General features: G+C 68.6%; 18 protein-coding genes. 10 read left to right on the top strand and 8 right to left on the bottom strand.

The features are described 5' to 3' along the window. The first annotated feature begins 43 nt into the window (after window positions 1-43). A complete protein-coding gene (locus tag ACQEU1_RS15800; RefSeq protein ID WP_433201480.1) occupies window positions 44-2,542 on the top strand; it encodes a PEP/pyruvate-binding domain-containing protein in 2,499 nt (832 codons plus the stop codon). A 28-nt stretch (window positions 2,543-2,570) separates the two neighbouring features. Next, a complete protein-coding gene (locus ACQEU1_RS15795) occupies window positions 2,571-3,227 on the top strand; it encodes an EcsC family protein (protein WP_433201477.1) in 657 nt (218 codons plus the stop codon). On the opposite strand, the gene ACQEU1_RS15790 is transcribed toward ACQEU1_RS15795, so the two are convergent. Next, window positions 3,224-3,982 (bottom strand): DUF4239 domain-containing protein, encoded by a 759-nt coding sequence (locus ACQEU1_RS15790; protein WP_433201474.1) that lies wholly within the window; start codon window positions 3,980-3,982, stop codon window positions 3,224-3,226. The two genes, ACQEU1_RS15795 and ACQEU1_RS15790, sit on opposite strands and share 4 nt — an antisense overlap. 324 nt (window positions 3,983-4,306) lie before the next feature. Here ACQEU1_RS15790 and ACQEU1_RS15785 point away from each other — a divergent pair, with 324 nt between their 5' ends. The 4 genes from ACQEU1_RS15785 (at window position 4,307) to ACQEU1_RS15770 (ending at window position 7,147) form a co-directional block, all read left to right on the top strand. Then, window positions 4,307-5,266: a DUF6923 family protein gene (locus tag ACQEU1_RS15785; RefSeq protein WP_433201471.1), complete on the top strand. Its 960-nt coding sequence runs from the start codon at window positions 4,307-4,309 to the stop codon at window positions 5,264-5,266. Window positions 5,267-5,465: 199 nt separating this feature from the next. Further along, on the top strand, window positions 5,466-5,627 hold the full coding sequence (locus ACQEU1_RS15780; protein WP_433201468.1) for a hypothetical protein: 162 nt from the start codon (window positions 5,466-5,468) through the stop codon (window positions 5,625-5,627). 139 nt (window positions 5,628-5,766) lie between these two features. Then, window positions 5,767-6,195 carry a CBS domain-containing protein gene (locus ACQEU1_RS15775; RefSeq protein ID WP_433201465.1) on the top strand — a complete coding sequence of 143 codons (429 nt, stop codon included), beginning with the start codon at window positions 5,767-5,769 and terminating at the stop codon, window positions 6,193-6,195. A 25-nt stretch (window positions 6,196-6,220) separates the two neighbouring features. Further along, window positions 6,221-7,147, top strand: a complete 927-nt coding sequence (locus ACQEU1_RS15770) for an MBL fold metallo-hydrolase (protein ID WP_433201462.1) — start codon at window positions 6,221-6,223, stop codon at window positions 7,145-7,147. Between the two features lie 65 nt (window positions 7,148-7,212). Here ACQEU1_RS15770 and ACQEU1_RS15765 read toward each other — a convergent pair whose 3' ends face one another. Continuing rightward, entirely contained in the window at window positions 7,213-7,758 is a 546-nt protein-coding gene (locus ACQEU1_RS15765; protein ID WP_433201459.1) for an SRPBCC domain-containing protein, read from the bottom strand. Next, window positions 7,742-8,089 (bottom strand): ArsR/SmtB family transcription factor, encoded by a 348-nt coding sequence (locus ACQEU1_RS15760; RefSeq protein WP_433201456.1) that lies wholly within the window; start codon window positions 8,087-8,089, stop codon window positions 7,742-7,744. The genes ACQEU1_RS15765 and ACQEU1_RS15760 overlap by 17 nt, the downstream gene beginning before the upstream one ends. Before the next feature lie 92 nt (window positions 8,090-8,181). On the opposite strand from ACQEU1_RS15760, the gene ACQEU1_RS15755 reads away from it, so the two are divergent. Beyond that, window positions 8,182-9,147, top strand: a complete 966-nt coding sequence (locus ACQEU1_RS15755) for a DUF3500 domain-containing protein (RefSeq protein ID WP_433201453.1) — start codon at window positions 8,182-8,184, stop codon at window positions 9,145-9,147. Further along, entirely contained in the window at window positions 9,125-9,790 is a 666-nt protein-coding gene (locus tag ACQEU1_RS15750) for an endonuclease V (protein WP_433201450.1), read from the top strand. The genes ACQEU1_RS15755 and ACQEU1_RS15750 overlap by 23 nt, the downstream gene beginning before the upstream one ends. On the opposite strand, the gene lspA is transcribed toward ACQEU1_RS15750, so the two are convergent. Genes lspA through ACQEU1_RS15735 form a run of 3 tightly spaced genes read right to left on the bottom strand, consistent with a single transcriptional unit; the run spans window position 9,762 to window position 12,067 of the window. Beyond that, on the bottom strand, window positions 9,762-10,247 hold the full coding sequence (lspA, locus tag ACQEU1_RS15745; protein WP_433201447.1) for a signal peptidase II: 486 nt from the start codon (window positions 10,245-10,247) through the stop codon (window positions 9,762-9,764). The two genes, ACQEU1_RS15750 and lspA, sit on opposite strands and share 29 nt — an antisense overlap. Before the next feature lie 49 nt (window positions 10,248-10,296). Beyond that, window positions 10,297-10,764 (bottom strand): YybH family protein, encoded by a 468-nt coding sequence (locus ACQEU1_RS15740; protein ID WP_433201444.1) that lies wholly within the window; start codon window positions 10,762-10,764, stop codon window positions 10,297-10,299. 4 nt (window positions 10,765-10,768) lie between these two features. After that, window positions 10,769-12,067 carry a 6-phospho-beta-glucosidase gene (locus ACQEU1_RS15735; protein WP_433201441.1) on the bottom strand — a complete coding sequence of 433 codons (1,299 nt, stop codon included), beginning with the start codon at window positions 12,065-12,067 and terminating at the stop codon, window positions 10,769-10,771. A gap of 312 nt (window positions 12,068-12,379) precedes the next feature. Between ACQEU1_RS15735 and ACQEU1_RS15730 the strand changes: the two genes are divergently transcribed. Beyond that, a complete protein-coding gene (locus tag ACQEU1_RS15730; RefSeq protein WP_433201439.1) occupies window positions 12,380-14,404 on the top strand; it encodes a helicase in 2,025 nt (674 codons plus the stop codon). Here ACQEU1_RS15730 and cutA read toward each other — a convergent pair. Further along, a complete protein-coding gene (cutA, locus tag ACQEU1_RS15725) occupies window positions 14,387-14,701 on the bottom strand; it encodes a divalent-cation tolerance protein CutA (RefSeq protein WP_433201437.1) in 315 nt (104 codons plus the stop codon). The genes ACQEU1_RS15730 and cutA overlap by 18 nt on opposite strands. After that, complete coding sequence (add, locus tag ACQEU1_RS15720; RefSeq protein WP_433201434.1) at window positions 14,698-15,699, bottom strand: adenosine deaminase; 1,002 nt, start codon at window positions 15,697-15,699, stop codon at window positions 14,698-14,700. The genes cutA and add overlap by 4 nt, the downstream gene beginning before the upstream one ends. Before the next feature lie 108 nt (window positions 15,700-15,807). Here add and ACQEU1_RS15715 point away from each other — a divergent pair, with 108 nt between their 5' ends. Then, entirely contained in the window at window positions 15,808-17,607 is a 1,800-nt protein-coding gene (locus ACQEU1_RS15715; protein WP_433201431.1) for a Xaa-Pro dipeptidyl-peptidase, read from the top strand. Window positions 17,608-17,762: the final 155 nt, after the last annotated feature.

The raw sequence follows: 17,762 nt of genomic DNA, 5'->3' as shown, positions 1-17,762 counted from the left end.
ATCCTCGTAACCTCCTCCCCAGGCGGAACCTGGAGGGGTCACCATGGCGTTCACGATCGGCTTCAAGTCCATCGACGGCACGATGCTCGCCACCGTGGGCGGCAAGGCCGCGAACCTCGGTGAGCTCACCAGGGCCGGTCTGCCGGTGCCGCACGGCTTCTGCGTCACCACCGACGCCTACCGCGAGGTCGCGGAGGCCGACGCCCTGGCGGGCACCACGCCGGAGAACGCCCGCAGGACGGTGCTGGAAACCCCTGTGCCGCAGGAGATCCGGGACGCGATCATCGCCGAGTACCGCAAGCTCGGCGACGACGTACCGGTCGCGGTGAGGTCCAGCGCGACCGCCGAGGACCTGCCGTTCGCGAGCTTCGCGGGCCAGCAGGACACGTTCCTCAACGTCGTCGGCGAGGACGAGGTGGTCGACGCCGTGCGCCGTTGCTGGGCGTCGCTGTGGACGGACCGCGCCGTCAGCTACCGCGAGACGAACGGCATCGACCACATCACCACCTACCTCGCCGTTGTCGTGCAACGGATGGTGCAGTCCGCGGTGTCCGGTGTGATGTTCACGGCGAACCCGGTCACCGGCACGCGCGACCAGATCGTCATCGACGCGAGCCCCGGCCTTGGCGAGGCCGTCGTGTCCGGCGCCGTCAACCCCGACCACTTCGTCGTCGACGGCGCCGACATCGTCGAGAAACGGCTGGGGGACAAGAAGTTCGTCATCCGCTCACGGCCGGGCGGCGGCATCGAGCACGTCGACGTCGGCGCGAGCGGCGAGCAGTGCCTCACCGACGGCCAGATCCACGCGCTCGCCGTCCTCGGCCGCAAGGTGCAGGCGCACTACGGGTCGCCGCAGGACACCGAGTGGGCGATCGACGACGACGGCGACCTGCACCTCACCCAGGCGCGCCCGATCACGACGCTGTTCCCGTTGCCGGACAACCCCGACGGCGGCGCGCACGCCTACTTCTGCTTCAGCCTCGCGCAGGGCCTCGAACGCCCGATCACGCCGATGGGCCGCGCGGTGTTCCGGGAGATCTCCAAGTCCGCCTTCGAGATCGTCATCGGCGACCCGGCCAGTCAGTCCTATGTGGAGAACGGCGAGCGCATCTTCTTCGACGTCACCAAGGTGTTGCGCAGCAAGGTCGGCCGCGAGTTCGTGACGCGCCTGCTCGGCGTGATGGAGGCGCGCTCCTCCGAGGTGCTGCGCGGCCTGTTCGACGACCCGAGGTTCGCGATCAGGAGCTCGTCGCCGACGCCCGCCCTCAAGCGCGTGTTCCGGCTCGCGCGACGGTTCCACGTGCCCGTGACGGCGGTGAAAGCCTTGGCGAACCCCGAAAAGGCGGTGCGGACCGCGTTGCTGATGGAGCGCGAGGTCCTGGAGAGGTCCGCTCAGCTCACGATCGAACAGGCGCTGCGCCAGTGCGTCGTGCCGGTGCTGCCGAAGCTCGCGCCGACCGCGTTGATCGGGTTCGCGATGCTCGGCCTGGCCGGCAAGGTCGTGAAGACCAAGCCGGGGGAGCTGCAGACCGTGCTGCGCGGCCTGCCGAACAACATCACCACCGAGATGGACCTGGCGATGTGGGAGCTGGCGCAGGAGATCCGCCACGATCCTCCTGCGCTGAAACAGTTCCAGGACGGCGAACGCCCGGCAGCGCTCGACCGGTTCCTCGCGCGGTGGGGGCACCGGGCCGTCGCCGAGATCGACCTGGGCCTGCCGCGGTGGTCCGACGACCCGGCGCACGTCGTCGGCGTCGTGAAGAACTACCTGCGGCTGGACGGTGACCAGGCGCACCCCGACGCGGTCTTCGCGCGGGGCGCCGCCGAGGCCGAGGCGATGATCGAGACGCTGGCGCGGCGCGCGTGGGGACGTGGCTGGTTCGTGCGCTTCGCGTTGCGCCGCACCAGGTTGCTCGCCGGCCTGCGGGAGTACCCGAAGTACCTGATCATCACGTTGTTCGGCGCGCTGAGGAAGCGGATCGCCGCGCTGGGAGCCGAGCTCGTCGCCGCGGACCGCCTCGACGCCGTGGACGACGTGTGCTTCCTGAACCTCGAGGAACTGCGGTCGGAACGAGGAGACCTGCGCCCGCTGGTGGCACGGCGGCGGGAGGTCTACGACCGCGAGATGCGGCGCAGGCACATCCCGCGCGTGCTGCTGTCCGACGGCACGGAACCCGAAGCGGTGCACCACGGCGGCCCTGTCGAGGGCGACCTCGTCGGCACCCCGGCGTCGGCGGGCACGATCACCGGCGTCGCGCGCGTCGTCATGGACCCCGTGGGGGCGCACCTCGAACCCGGCGAGATCCTCGTGGCGCCGTCGACCGATCCCGGCTGGACTCCGCTGTTCCTGACGGCGGGCGGGCTGGTGATGGAGATGGGCGGCGCGAACTCGCACGGTGCCGTGGTGGCGCGGGAGTACGGGATTCCAGCGGTCGTGGGCGTGCGCGAGGCCGTGACGAGGATCAGGACGGGGGAGCGGATCACCGTGGACGGCAGCACGGGCGCGGTGACCACGGCCGGCTCGCCCGTTGAGGTCTCATAGTGCCTGCCGGACGCGTAATGTCGGGATTGTGGCTGAGTCCAAGGGTGAGCTGAACAAGGCCCAGCAGGGCATCGCCGACTACCTGCTGCGAGCCGGTGTGGACGGCTTCGGGCCGTTCAAGAGCGCGAAGGAGTCCGCGTCCGACGCGCTCGTCAAGAAGGGCGACGAGGTCGACGCGGTCAAGCACCTCATCCGCACGCACGTCGCGCTGGCGGGAGCGCAGGGCTTCGTGACGAACCTCGGCGGCCTGATCACGTTGCCGATCTCGCTGCCGTCCAACGTCGCGGCCACCTACGTCATCCAGACGCACCTCATCGCGTCCATCGCGTCGTTGCGCGGACACGACGTGGACAGCGACGAGGTGCAGATGGCGATCCTTCTCTGCCTGCTCGGGAATGCCGGAACCGAGCTGTTCAAAAAAGTCGGCATCAAGCAGTTCACCAAGAAGGCCGCCTCGGCGCTCATTACAAAATACGGTACAAAGAAACTCGGCACCATCGCCGCCAAGGGTGTTCCGGTACTGGGCGGCGTCATCGGTGGCACCGTCGACGCCGCCTCTACCAGAGCGGTCGGCGCATTCGCAAATCGCTACTTCACGCAGGCGGACCCATTGCCGAAGGTGATCGACGGCGAGGTTCTGCACGTGCAGATCGAGGAAGCGGACGGAACGAACGATTCGCGCTAACTCAGGCGGTCGAGTGCGGAGCTGAACGCGTCCGGCGGGATGAGCACACCGCCGCTGAACGGGTTCTGCAGCTGGTAGATCGCGAACAGCAGCAGAATCAGCGTCGAGCTCAGCGTGACGGTGATCAGCAGCTGCGAGATCAGGTTCGGCCCGCCGAACAGGTACGGGAACAGCAGCGATAGGACCGTGCCGATCAGCAGCGCGAGCCACACGACGGGGCTGACGCCGCCGCCCGACGCGTCCAGGCGTTCCTGACGCGCCTGGTAGACCTCCCAGAGCTGGTTCGCGGCCTCCGCCTTGCGGTCCTCCTGCCAGCCGCCGTCCGGCGCCGACGTCGCGATCGTGTCCCTGAGCTGGTTCAACGTGTTCCAGCCCGCGTTGCCGACGTCCTCGCCCTCGCGCATGCGGGGCCACTCGTCGTCGACGACGGTGGACACGTACTCGCGGATCAGGCCGTCGACCTTGGACTTCGCGGGTTCCGGCAGCGAGTCCGCGGACCAGTTCACGGCGACCAGCGAGTTCGCTTCCTTCTGCACCTGTTCCTCAGCGCCGTTGGCCGCGTCGAACAGCGAGATCAGGATGAACGCGGCCAGGACCGCGTGCAGTCCGGCGACGATGCTGAACACCGATCCGCCCGCGCCGAGGTTCTTCTCGGCGACTTCGTCCGAGCCGAACCGGCGGGTGACGACGACGAGAACGGCGGAGATGACGGCGGCACCGAGAACCCAGAGCGTGCCGCTGAGGTAAATGCTCAATTCGGCTCCTTTCTGGTGTGGGATTAGACCACGGTCTACTGTGACCGGTACAGCACGGTCTGGTGAACGAGTAATGGTCAGGTGGGAATGCGCGGCAACGACAGAAATACCCGGTTGTCGTATTGGGCTACTCCATCCCGGTGGCGGAGGGATTCGCTGGCGTTGAGCGCGGTCTCGACGCTATTGGTGCTTTCCGCGCCGTTCACCAGCGCCGTTGCGCAGGCCGCGCAGCCGAACTGTGACGCTTATCAAGTGCGTTCATCCCATCGTGGAGATCTGTCGACCTTCACGAAAGTGGAACCGTCATCCGGTGGGGTGACGGAAGTGGCCCGCCTGGACTACGCGGTGAACGCGCTGGGGTACTCGGCGTCGTTGGGCCGTTTGGTTGGACTTACCTCGCGCGGGCACTACTGGTGGAAGAACCCCTCGCACGTGGTGCTGATCGACACCAAGGGCGTGGTCAACGACCTCGGACCCGTTGAGGCGCAGTGGTTCCGCACCGACGACGTGTCGGCGGGCGCGGTCGTCGGCACAACGTTCTACGTGCGTGACACGGCTCGGTTGCACGCCATCGACATCGACCCGGCCAGCCCGACATATCTCAGGATCGTGCGGACCGTCGTGCTCGACTGGCCCGCGATGATGCTGGACGACTTCGCCGTCAACCCGGTGACCGGGCAGCTGACCGGGGTGTCGGCGGCCGGCTGGGGGCCGGGCGAGGTCGTGTCGTTCGACCCGGTGTCCGGGCGCCTGCTGAGCAGGACCGAGATCCCCGCGCTGCCCGGCAAGTCGACCTACGGCGCCGTCATCATCGACGCCGCCGGCACCATCTACGCCATCAACAACGGCTATCAGGGCAGCAGCCGTCTCTACCGCATCACGGGTACGACGGCGGTGGAGCTGTCGACGGGGCCGCAGATGGGCATGATCGACGCGGCGGGCTGCCTGCCGAACCCGATGCCGCCCCGCGTCGAACCTCCCGCGCCCCGTCCCGAGGTGCCGGTGCCCCCTGCCCCTGCTCCGCCCGTGCCGGCTCCAGCGCCCGCGCCTGTTCCCGTCGTGCAACAGCCGCCGCCGCCTCCTCCCGCGGTGACGACGCCGCCTGCTTCCGTTCCGCCGCAACCGGTTCCGGTGCGGGCCGCGCGCCAGCGACCCGAACCGCGCGAGGAGCTTCCGGTCGCCGCCGAGACCACCCCGATGACCAAGTCCCGCAAGTGGGCGATCGTCACCGTGATCCTCGTGATGCTCGGCGCCGGTACCGCGGCAGCACGCGCCCGCGGTTAATTCGGTTGGCACTGGACGACGTCGTCGCTAGCGTTGCGGACATGTTCCTCATCTGATGAACCTCCGCGGCGCTCTCGACGCCGCCCTCGCGACCTATGTCGTCGCGCTCTCTCACGGTGACCCAACGCGCGGGTCGAACTCTCACGGCCGTTCTCTTCGCCGTGCCTATTGCACGCCCTCTTCGTGAGGAGGCTTTCGCATGCCTGACACCAGCCAGCCCGAGCCCGGCAACCGCGCCGCACGCCGCGCGCGGCAGCGGGCCAAGCAGGACCAGAACACGCACTTCTCGCTGCCGCAGCAGCGCGCGCCGATGGTCCAGCCGCGCCAGTTCGCGACCCGTCGCCGCGGTGGTACCGCGTAGCCGACGCCGAACAGGCGCGACGCCGCAGGGGGACGCGATCGAGCGCGTCCCCCTGCTCCCTTCGTGGTTCGATCTCCCGTTCTGTCCGGATCCGATCTAGCCTGAGGTGCTACCGGACCGACAGGATCGGAGGCGCCAGATGAGGATCGCTGACGTTTTGCGGACCAAGGGATCGGCGGTCGCGACAATCGACCCGGACGTCCCAGTGGCCGAACTGCTCAGAGCGCTCGCCGAACACAACGTCGGCGCGATCGTCGTGGTCGGCCCGTCCGGCGTGGCGGGGATCGTGTCCGAGCGCGACGTCGTGCGCCGGCTGCACGAGACCGGCGTAGACCTGCTCGAATCACCCGTGTCGGCGATCATGACCGCCGACGTCTTCACCTGCACGCCCTCGGACACGGTGGACAGCCTCACGGTCGTGATGACCGAACGGCGCTTCCGCCACGTCCCGGTCGTCTCCGACGGCGAGCTCGTCGGAATCGTGAGCATCGGTGACGTCGTGAAGAGCAGGATCGGGCAGCTGGAGCAGTCGCAGGACCAGCTGCAGGCCTACATCGCCCAGGGCTGACCGCCACCTCACTACGCTTGATCGGGTGAAACCCATCGGCGAGCCCGAGCTCGTAGAGGTAGCGCCAGGAGTCCACGCCTACGTCCAGCCGGACGGCTCCTGGATGATCAACAACACGGGCGTCGTCGTCGGCTCCGACGACACACTCCTGCTCGTGGACACCACGTCCACCGAGGCGCGCAACCGGGCGTTGCTCGCCTCGGTGGCGTTGGTGTGCCCGGCAGACCCGAGCTACGTGATCAACACCCATCACCACGGCGACCACACGTTCGGCAACTGGCTGGTCCCGCCGGCGACCACCATCATCGGCCACGACGCCTGCCGCGAAGAGGTCATCACCGCGGGCCTGCTCGCCTCCCAGGTCCTGACCGGCCCGGACTACGGCCACATCGAGGTCCGCCCGCCGTCGCTCACTTACGCCACGACGCTGACCCTGCACCTGGGCACACGCGTCGTCGAACTGCACCACCCCGGCCCCGCCCACACCCGAGGCGACACCGTCGTCTGGCTCCCGGCCGACCGCGTCCTGTTCACCGGCGACCTGGTCTTCGCGGGCGGCCAGCCGTTCCTCGCCGAAGGCAGCATCAACGGCTATCTGTCCGCGCTGGAGTTCCTCCGCGCGTTCGACGCCGACGTCGTCGTCCCCGGACACGGCCCGCTGCTGCGCGGCCCCGAGATCGCCCGCGTGCTCGACGACCTCGTCGCCTACACGACCTACCTCGCGGACCTCGCGTCGTCCGGTCACGCCGCGGCCAGGACCCCGATGGAGGTCGTCCGCGAAGCAGGCGAGTCCCGCTTCTCGTCGTGGCAGGAGCCCGAACGCCTGGTCGGCAACCTCCACCGCGCCTACCACGAACTGGACGGCAAGCCCCTCGCCGAACGCCTCGAGCTGACGCGCGTCTGGATGGACATGATGGAGCTCCACGGCGGCCCCATCGCCTGCCACGCCTGACCCAAATCCAATATATTGCTGTGCCCGTTGAGGTCGACCTCAACGGGCACAGCAGGTGCCGGGTGCTAGACGGCCTGGTCGATGCCGGGCGGTTCGGGGACGTTCTCGGTCTTGGTGCCCGACGGCATCGCCCACATGAAGGCGCGCATCATCGCGTACTGGAACCTCAGGCCGGCGCCGACGTCGCCGGACTCCACGACCTGCTTGAGCGCGGCGAGGATGCCCTTCCACGTGGCGTCGACCTTGTCGAGCCGCTTGACGCCCTCCGGCCAGCCGGAGTTGCGCACCGTGACGCGCGTGCCGCCGTCGACCTCCTCGAGCTCCCACGAGACGACGGTCCACGGGTCGTCGCGCATGGTGAGCCGTTGCGTGTGGGAGAGCAGCCGCGGCGGGTCGACCTCGACGACGCGGCCGACGACGAAGACCCGCTTGCCGTCGGTCGACCGGTAGTACAGCGGCGCGCCGGGTTCGAGCGCGGAGTCGAGGATCGCGTCCATCATGGCGCGCTGCTTGCCGTCGAGTTTGGTGATCTCCGCCCACACCTTCTCGATGGGCGCGGCGATCACGATGCTGTGCAACAGCTCGGTGCCGGGTTCAGCCAACGTCCTCATCCTCCTGTTCGGCGTTCTCGACCGTGATCTTCAGACCGACCAACGCCGCTGCCCAGTCCTGCTCGTAGTGCGAAACCCACCGCTGGTGGATCTGCTGGATGGGCACGGGATTCAGGTGGTTGACCCGCTTCCGGCCCCGCGGCTCCACGAGCACCAGATCGGCCTCGCGAAGCACACCGAGGTGCTGCATGACGACGTGCCGGCTCGTCTCCAACGCCTCGACCAGCTCACCCGTGGTGCGCGGGCCCGTGCGCAGGACGTCGAGGATCGCGCGCCTCAGCGGGTTCGCCAGGGCGCGCCAGACGGCGTCGTCATCATGTGGCAACTTCATTACGTAAGATTTTTAACACCTAATCGAGCTCATGTCGAGCACCAGAACTTCTACCTGCTGCTCCGCCACCTCAAGGCCTATAGGTTCGAACGATGCTGCACGACGTCGCCGACGCCACGCGCCGATATATCGGTTTGCTCGCCGGTGACCAGCGCGACGAGGCGATCCGCGCGGTCACCGACGACGACCTCCGGCACCGCTGGTCGTACACACCCGGTACACGACCAGGGCTCGCTCTCGGCGACCTCCGGCGCGACCAGCGCAAAGCCGTGCACGGCATGCTCGCGACCGTCCTCAGTCCGCACGCCTACGCCCAAGCAGCGGCGGTGATGGCGTTGGAGGACGTGCTCGACCACCGCGAAGGCGGCCACCGCGACCGCCACAACGGCGACTACTGGACGGTGCTCTTCGGCAAGCCCGGCGGCGACGAGCCGTGGGGCTGGCGCGTCGAAGGCCACCACCTGTCGGTGAACGTCGTCGTCGCCGACGGCCGCGTCTCCGCGACGCCGTTCTTCCTCGGCGCGAACCCGGCCCGCGTCACCTACCGCGGACGCGTCGTCGGCCAGCCGTTGCGACTCGAAGAGGAACTGGCCCGCGAACTCCTCGACCGCATGGGCCCGACCGCCCGCGGCCTCGCCGTCGTCGGCGACACCGCGCCGCACGACATCCGCACCGGCAACGCGCCGCGCATCAGCCCGTCCGAACCGGTGGGCGTCACGCCGGCCCAGCTCGGCAAACCCGCGGCCGAGCTGTTCGTCGACGTCGTCCGCCTCTACCTGGACCGTCTCTCGTACGAACTGGCCGACGACGAGTTCGCCCGGCTCGACCCCGAACGCCTGCACTTCTCGTGGGAGGGCTCGCTGCGCAGAGGCGAGGGCCATTACTACCGGATCCAGGGCCCGGACCTGCTCATCGAGTACGACAACACGGCCAACGAGGCCAACCACGTCCACACCGTCTGGCGTCGTCACTCAGGTGACTTCGGCGACGACCTCCTCGCCGCCCACTACGACGCGTCACGGCACACTGTCGCCCGTGGAGTGGCCCAGAACGGTTGACGACGCCGTCGCGACGCAAGAACGCCTGCGCACCCAGGTGATCACCACCAGCGCCCCTGATCTGCGCATTGACACCGTCGCGGGCCTCGACGTCGGCTACCGGAGCGACGACGAGGTCGTCGGCGTCTGCGTCGTGTTCGACGCGAAGACTCTGGCCGTCCTCGACGAGGCCGTCGTCGAGGACAAGACCGACTTCCCATATATTGCCGGGCTCTTCGCGTTCCGCGAGATGCCGGTCCTGCTGCGAACGCTCGACCAGGTGACCGTCACGCCAGACCTCTTGGTCGCGGACGGTCAGGGCCTCGCGCACCCGCGCCGGTTCGGCCTGGCATGCCATCTCGGCGTGCACACAGGCATCCCGAGCATCGGCGTCGCGAAGAACGCGATGGGCAGGTTCGAGCAACCCGGCCACTCCCGCGGGTCGGCGAGCGACCTCGTCATGGACGGCGACCACGGCGACGAGGTCGTCGGCAGGGCGCTCAGGACGCAGGACGGCGTGAAACCGGTCTTCGTGTCGGTCGGCCACAAGATCGACCTCGACCGGGCGTGCGCCGAAGTGCTGCGCCTGGCCCCGCGCTACCGGCTGCCCGAGACGACCCGCCGCGCCGACACGCTCACGCGGCGGGTTGCTTCGTCGGGGTGAAGCTCAGCAGCACGAGCAGGATCGCGCCGCACACGAGCGCGATGTCCGCGACGTTGCCGACGAACCAGCCGTTGTAGTCGATGAAGTCGACGACGTGCCCGCGCGCGAAACCCGGCGGCCGGAACAGCCGGTCGAGCAGGTGCGTCGTCGCACCGCCCAGCATCAACGCGAGTGCGACCGCCCGCAGCCTCGTCTGCGGCTGCATCCCGTACCGGGCGAGCATCACGACGGCGACGGCGGCGACGATGGTGAAGATCCACGTCGACCCCGCGCCGATCGAGAACGCGGCACCGGGGTTGTAGAGGAGCCTGAGCTGCAGGAACTCCCCGAGCAGGGGAATGGGCGCGCGGCCGGTCAGCGCGCTCTCGGCCCAGAACTTCGTGGCCTGGTCCAGCAGCAGCACGAGCACGGCGATGCCCATGACGAGTGGCACGCGGCGAGAGGTGGTGGTGTCCATTTGCCGACGAGCGTAGTTAAGAACACCACCACTCGGCATCAGACCCTGGTCACGCCGTGAACGCGTCGACGTCATCGACCGCCGCGGCGGCGTGAAACTCCTCCTCCAGAGACTCCGACCGCTCGTTGGTGTCGTAGTCGACGCAGATGCGCCACCGTCCGTCCGTACGTCGCGAATACGTGTGGAAGCGGCCATAGAACGTGCGCCCATCACCGTCCGCACGCGTCGACACGAGCTGAAAGACGCCACGCTCGCTCGCGACATCGCCCGCCGCGATCCGCTCCACGAACCGGAACGAGATGCTCACCGAACTGCCGCGATCGGCGAGGTCGGCGAACCACGACTCCGTCTGGGCCGCGAACCCGGAGAACCCGAGCACCTCCTTCGCCGGGCCACCCGCGCGAATCAGATCGGGCGAGTACAGGCTCAGGAACGCCGGCGCGTCCAGCTCCCCGTACGCCAGCCGGAACGGGTGCCACACGTCTTCGTTGAGCTGCCGCAGCAGATCGGTGTCCACGACCTCAGAAGGTAGCGCCGAAGACCCCCGACAGGAGCGGATGAGCGTCCACGATCTTGCGGGCGACGCTGACGGAGTCGACGAGCGGATGCAACGCCAACGCCTTCACCGCGTGCGCGCGCTCGCCACTGATGGCCGCCTTGATCGTCGCCCGTTCGACGACCTTGAGCGCCGTGACGAGTCCGACGCCCTCGTCCGGCACCTGGCTGACCGACACGGGCCGCGCGCCGTTCGCGTCGACGAGGCTCGGCACCTCGACGATGGCGTCCGCGTCGAGACACGACAACGTCGTCCTGTTCGGCACGTTGAGGATCAACGTCGCTCGCTGGTCCGACGCGATCGCGTGCATCAGGTCGAGCGCGACCCGTTCGTAGCCGCCCCCGTCGAGGTCGTCGGCGTCGCGCTCGTCCTCACGCGTCTCGGCCATGTAGGTCTGCTCGCGTTCGAGACGGGTTCGATCCCAGCTCTCCCACGAAGGCGCCGCGTAGAACCGTTGCTGCTGCTCCAGCAGAAACGCCCCGCGCGACGCACCGGCCTCCACCGCCTCACGCGTGAAGTAGTAGTAGTGCAGGTACTCGTTCGGAATGGCCCCCAACGTCCGCAGCCACTCGGCGCCGAACAGCTTGCCCTCCTCGAACGACTCCAGCCGCGCGGTGTCGGCGAGCAGGTCCGGCAGCACATCGCGCCCCCGCACGTGAACACCCCGCAACCAGCCGAGGTGGTTGAGACCGGCGTAGTCGAGCCACACGTCGTCGAGGCCGGCGCCGGCAGCACGCGCGACCCGCTTGCCGAGCCCGACGGGGGAGTCGCAGATGCCGATGACACGGTGACCGAGATACGCCGACATCGCCTCGGTGACCATGCCGGCGGGGTTCGTGAAGTTGATGACCCACGCGTCCGGCGCGTGCACTGATATACGGCGCGCGATGTCGATCGCGACGGGCACGGTGCGCAACCCGTATGCGACGCCCCCGGCGCCGACGGTCTCCTGCCCGAGCACGCCACACCCCGCCGCGACGCTCTCGTCGGCCGCGCGTCCTTCGAGCCCGCCGACGCGGATCGCCGAGAACACGAAGTCCGCGCCCCGCACCGCCTCGTCGAGGTCCGTCGACGTCGTCACGGCGGGAGCGTCCGGTACATCAGTCGCGAGCTCACTCAGCACGCCGCCGATCGCGGAGAGCCGGGTGGCGTCGAGGTCGTGCAGGACCACCTCGGTCACGCGGCCGGGCGAACGATCGGCGAGCAACGCGCGATAGACGAGCGGCACGCGAAAGCCGCCCCCGCCCAGGATGACCAGCTTCATGCCCCGACCACGTCCATTCCGACCTCTCCGCGCAGTGCGATCCACTTCGGCGAATCTAACATTTCCAGCTGCGGTGGAGGCCGAACAACGGCGGTTAGGAAATCCAGGCGCCTAGGCCTGCTGTCGACATCGACGCGACAACCCGCACACAAGGTCAGCGACACTTGCCGCTGGTAGAGGCGGTAGGGATGGCTTCGTCGCGGGATCGCTCAACGGGTTCCGCGCGCGACTGAAGTGTGATAAAAAGAATGGCTTTGCGATTTCGGAATGAATTTTCCGGAAAGACAGCGTTATTGTATCACAGGGGGCAAGGTGTTGGCGAGCGAACAGTCACGGATCACCTCTCTGTACGAAAAGCTCGACAAAGAACGGAACAAAGCGGCCGCCGACCTCGCGGCCGCCCTGCGGGACACCGTCACCCAGCGGCTGGACCGCGAGGCCTCCGTGAACCTGCTGAGCAGGGAAGTGGGGAAGTACCGGGCGGCGGAGGAAGGACTGTGCTTCGGCCGCATCGACTCGGCGAACGGCGACCAGACCTACATCGGCCGCGTCGGCCTCTTCGACGACGACTTCGAACCGCTGCTGCTGGACTGGCGCGCACCCGCGGCGCGCCCGTTCTACACGGCGACCGCCGCGAACCCGGAGGGCGTCGTGCTGCGGCGGCACTTCCGCGTCCGCGACCGCGAGCTGTGCGACTTCCACGACGACGAACTGCTGACCGACACGACCGCACTGCTCAACGCCCTGAACGCGCCGAGGACCGCGACGATGCGCGACATCGTCTCGACCATCCAGGCCGAGCAGGACGAGATCATCCGCTACGCGGGCCCCGGCGTCCTGGTGATCGAGGGCGGACCCGGCACCGGCAAGACCGCCGTGGCCCTGCACCGCGTGGCATACCTGCTGTACACACGCCGTGAACGACTGTCCCGGCACGGTGTGCTGATCGTCGGCCCGAACACCGGCTTCCTCCGCTACGTCGGCGACGTCCTCCCGTCGCTGGGCGAGACCGACGTCGTGTTCGCAACGCCCGGCGAGCTCTACCCAGGCGTCACGACCGACGTGGAAGACACTCCGTCGTTGCAACGACTGAAGGGCGATATATCGGTCCTGGACCTCCTGGCCGTCGCCGTCGCCGACCGCCAGGAACTCCCCGACGACCCCATCGAGATCGAGCTGGACGACGTCGTCGTCCCGCTCGACGCCCACACGGCCGCCGTCGCACGGGAGAAGACCCGCTACTACGAACTCCCGCACAACGCCGCCCGCAAGTACTTCTTCCTCGCGCTCGCCGAGGAACTCGTCGCGCCGGCGTTGCGACTGATCGGCGTCGACTGGCCGGAGATCGAGGAGGACGTCCGCCACGAACTCCGCCACAGCACGATCCTGCGCGACGCCGTCGACCGGCTGTGGCCGCTCCTCACCCCCGAACAACTTCTCGCCGACCTGTACGGAGGCCGCTGCTTCCGCATCGGCGCACCGGAGCTGTACCGCCCCGACGCCGAGGCGTGGACGGTGTCCGACGTGCCCCTGCTCGACGAACTCGCCGACCTGCTCGGCTCCGACGGCACCGCGGAACGCGCGGCGAGGCGAGAAGAGGAGGAACAGCTCGACTACGCGCGCGGCGTCATGGACGTCCTGTCCATCGACAAGCGCGCGGACTCCGACGAGTACATCGTCACGGACTTCGTCAACGCCGAGGCGCTGGCCACCCGGCACGAGGTGCGCGACCAACGCACCCTCGCCGAACGCGCCGCCGACGACCGCACGTGGACGTACGGCCACGTCGTCGTCGACGAAGCACAGGAACTGTCCGCAATGGACTGGCGCGTGCTGCTGCGCCGATGCCCCAACAAGTCCATGACCGTCGTCGGCGACCTGGCCCAGCGCCAGGCGGCCGGCGGCGTCCGCAGCTGGGGAACGGTGTTCGACCGGTTCGCCTACCGCAGGCTGGAGGTCAACTACCGCACCCCCGGCGAGATCATGGCCGTCGCCACCCCGGTCCTGAAGCTCGTCGACCCCGACGCGTCCGCACCGGTGTCGGTGCGCCAAGCCGGCACACACCCGTGGGCCCGCCGCGTCACCGACATGCCGGCCGCCGTCCGCGACGAGCTCGACGCGCACGCCGCCGCACGCAACGGCCGCACGATCGCCGTCATCGGCGAAGGCTGGATGCCGCCCCGCGCGGCGAAGGGGCTGGAGTTCGACGTCGTCCTCGTCGTCGAACCGCACCGCATGTCACCCAGCGAGCTGTACGTGGCGCTGACGAGGGCGACGCAGCAGCTAGGCGTCCTGCACACCGAACCGCTGCCACGCCACCTACGAGGTCTCCTCTGAAACCCACGCCAGGTAGTCGTCGTTGCCCCCGGCCACAGGGGTGACGACGACCTCGGGCACGTCATAGGTGTGATTCGCCTTGATGTGCGCGACGAGGTCGTCGACGCGGATGGCGGTCGTCTTCACGACGCACTGCCACTCCGCGTCGACGCGCACCTCGCCGTCCCACCTGTACACACTGCGGATCGGCACGATCTGCACACACGCGCCCAGCCGCGCCTCGACGACTCCCTTGGCCAGCGACTCCGCGGCCTCGGCGGAGTCGACCGTCGTCGTCACCACGCACACACCACTCACAGCGCGTCGATCTCCTTCACCAGCCGGTCCTTGAGCTCGGCCGGCGCGAACGACGCCCGCACCGCCGCCCGCGCGAGGCCGGCGAGCTCGTCGCGCCCGAAGCCGAACCGTTCATGGCACACCAGGTACTCGCGATCGAGATCGGTGTGGAACATGCCGGGGTCGTCGGTGCTGATCGTCACCGGCACCCCGGCCTCCACGAGCCGCGGCAGATGGTGCCCGTCCAACGACTTCACCGCGCCCGTGCGGATGTTCGACGTCGGGCACACCTCGACGACGACGCCCTCGTCGGCCAGATGCCGCAGCAAAGCAGGATCCTGCACCGCACTGACGCCGTGCCCGATCCGTTCGGCACGCAGATCGCGCAACGCGGCCCAGATCTCGCTCGGCGGCGTCGTCTCACCGGCGTGCGGCACCATGTGCAACCCGGCGTCGCGCGCCATCGCGAAGGCCTCGCGGAAGTTCGTCCTCGGCGAATCCGACTCGAACCCGCCCAGCCCGAACCCGACCAGCCCCTCGGGCCGGTGCTCGGTCGCGAACCGCGCACTCGTCATGCCCCAGTCGCCATCCCAGATGCCGGGCACGTCGAAGATCCACTGCAGCTCGACGCCATGCACCGCGAGCGCTTCCTCACGACCTGCGCGCAACGCCTCGACGAGTTCGTCAGGCGCGATGCCCGCCCGAAGATGACTCGTCGCGCTGATCGTCAGCTCCGCGTACCGGATGTTGGTTCGCGCGGCGTCACGGGCGTATCCGACGACGAGGGTGCGGACGTCCTCGCCGGTGGTGACGAGGTCGTTGACGATGCCGTAGACGTTGATGAAGTGCCGGAAGTCCCTGAACTCGTAGAACTTCCGCAACGCCGCCTCCTCGGCCGGCACCCGCCCACCGGGGTGGTTCCGAGCGAGCGCGAGGACGGTCTCGACGGAGGCGGCGCCCACGAGGTGGACGTGCAGCTCGGCCTTCGGCAGCGCGTGGACGAAGTCGGAAATGTGCACGGCCCATGCTCTCAGGTCAAGGGCCGTTCGACGGGTGACATGTCTTGCAGTCAAAGGAGAGGGTGCAGGGCGAATCCCTGTCTCTGGCTTCCGCATTGGGGGTGCCTCGTGAGGGGCGCACGAAGAGTTGCACTGCTGACAGCGGTGCTGGTTCTGCCATTCCTGCCCGCGACGGCGAACGCCGCCGAAGGGCCGGTGTTCCAGGACGGCGAGGCGCAACCCGTCTTCGATCCGAAGGACGTGGTGAAGGAGAGCCTCTGGGTCCGCGCACCGGTCGACAGCGACCGCGACGGCAAGGACGACGAGGTCTACACCGAGGTCGTCCGGCCCCGCGCCACCGAGCGAGGCCTCAAGGTCCCCGTCGTCTACATGGTCAGCCCGTACTTCTCGGGTGGCAACGACGTCGCTAACCACAATGTCGACGTCGAGCTGTACGTGCCAGACAAGCGCAACGGCCGTTTGCTGAAGTCCTCCTCCGACGAACGCATCACCGCCGCGCTCGGCCCGAACCCGATCACCTCCGGCCGTTACGAGGCGTACTTCATCGCACGCGGCTACGCCGTCGTCTACGCCGAATCGCTCGGCACCGGCAAGTCGACGGGCTGCCCGACCACCGGCGACGTCAACGAGACGATCGGCGCGCGTGTCGTCGTCGACTGGCTCAACGGCCGTGCGTCCGCACGCACCGCCACGGGCGAAGCCATCAAGGCGACCTGGTCGACCGGCAAGACCGGCATGATGGGCGTCTCCTACAACGGAACGCTGCCCAACGCCGTCGCCTCCACCGGCGTGCGCGGCCTCGAGGCCATCGTGCCGATCGCCGCCATCTCCAACTGGTACGACTACTACCGCGCGGACGGCGCCGTCGTCGCCCCCGGCACGTTCCAGGGCGAGGACGCCGACGTGCTCGCCGAGTACGTCTACACGCGCGCGGACCGCGAGATCTGCAAGCCGATCATCGCCGAGATCGCCAAGGACCAGGACCGCGTCACCGGTGACTACAACCGGTTCTGGGACAAGCGCAACTACATGAACGACGTCCGCAAGGTCCGCGCGGCCGTGCTCGCGGTGCACGGGCTCAACGACTGGAACGTCAAGATGACGCACGTCGAGCAGTGGTACTCGGCGTTGAAGAAGGTCGGTGCGCCGCACAAGATCTGGCTGCACCAGTCGGGTCACACCGACCCCGACACGCTGCGGTCCGCCGAGTGGCGGCGCACGCTCAACCGCTGGTTCACGCAGTACCTCTGGGGTCACCGCAACGGCGTCGACAAGGAGCCGAAGGCGACGATCCAGCGCGAGGACAAGACGTGGGCCGACGAGAAGGACTGGCCGGCTCCCGGCACCTCCGACGTGCGGCTGCGCCTGTCCGCAGGAGGCACTGCCAAGGGCGGGCTCGGCGTTCTGCCCGGCCACGGCGTCGAGAAGCTGACCGACGACGCGACGAAGACGGCCGAGTCGCTGATCGACCTGGCGACCTCGCCGAACCGCCTCTCCTACACCTCGGAGGCGGCGAAGAAGCCGGTGCGGCTGTCCGGCAAGTCGACGGCGAACCTGCGCCTAGCGTTCGACCGTCCCGCGGCCAACGTGACGACGCTGCTCGTCGACCGCGCCCCGGACGGGAGGTCGCACGTCATAACCCGCGGTTCGACCGATCCGCAGAACCGTGAACGGCCGGACAGGACCACGCCGATCAAGCCCGGCAAGTTCTACGACGTCGAGGTGCCGATCGTGCCGGACGACTACGTCCTGCAGACCGGGCACAAGCTCGAGTTCGTCGTGATCTCCAGCGACTACGACTACACCCTGCGCCCCCAGCCGGGTGCGGGCCTCTCGCTGGACCTCACCCGGACGTCGGTGGAACTGCCTGTCGTCGGCGGCTGGCGCACGCTGTTCCAGTCGTTCTGACGTGTCGCCGCGCTTCGGTCTCCAGAGGCCGAAGCGCGGCACCCTAACAGCAACCCCCGACAAACCCGGGCTTCCGGGCACCGCAAGATCTCAACCTGTCCACACCCGCCGAGTTGTCCACAACTTCCCGGCAACCCCGGCCTGCCCCCAAGCCC

The organism is Lentzea sp. CA-135723 (genome assembly GCF_050936595.1).
Taxonomy (GTDB): domain Bacteria; phylum Actinomycetota; class Actinomycetes; order Mycobacteriales; family Pseudonocardiaceae; genus Lentzea.
The sequence above is the reverse complement of the archived record's forward strand: the minus strand, read 5'-3'. Positions and strand labels throughout refer to the sequence as shown.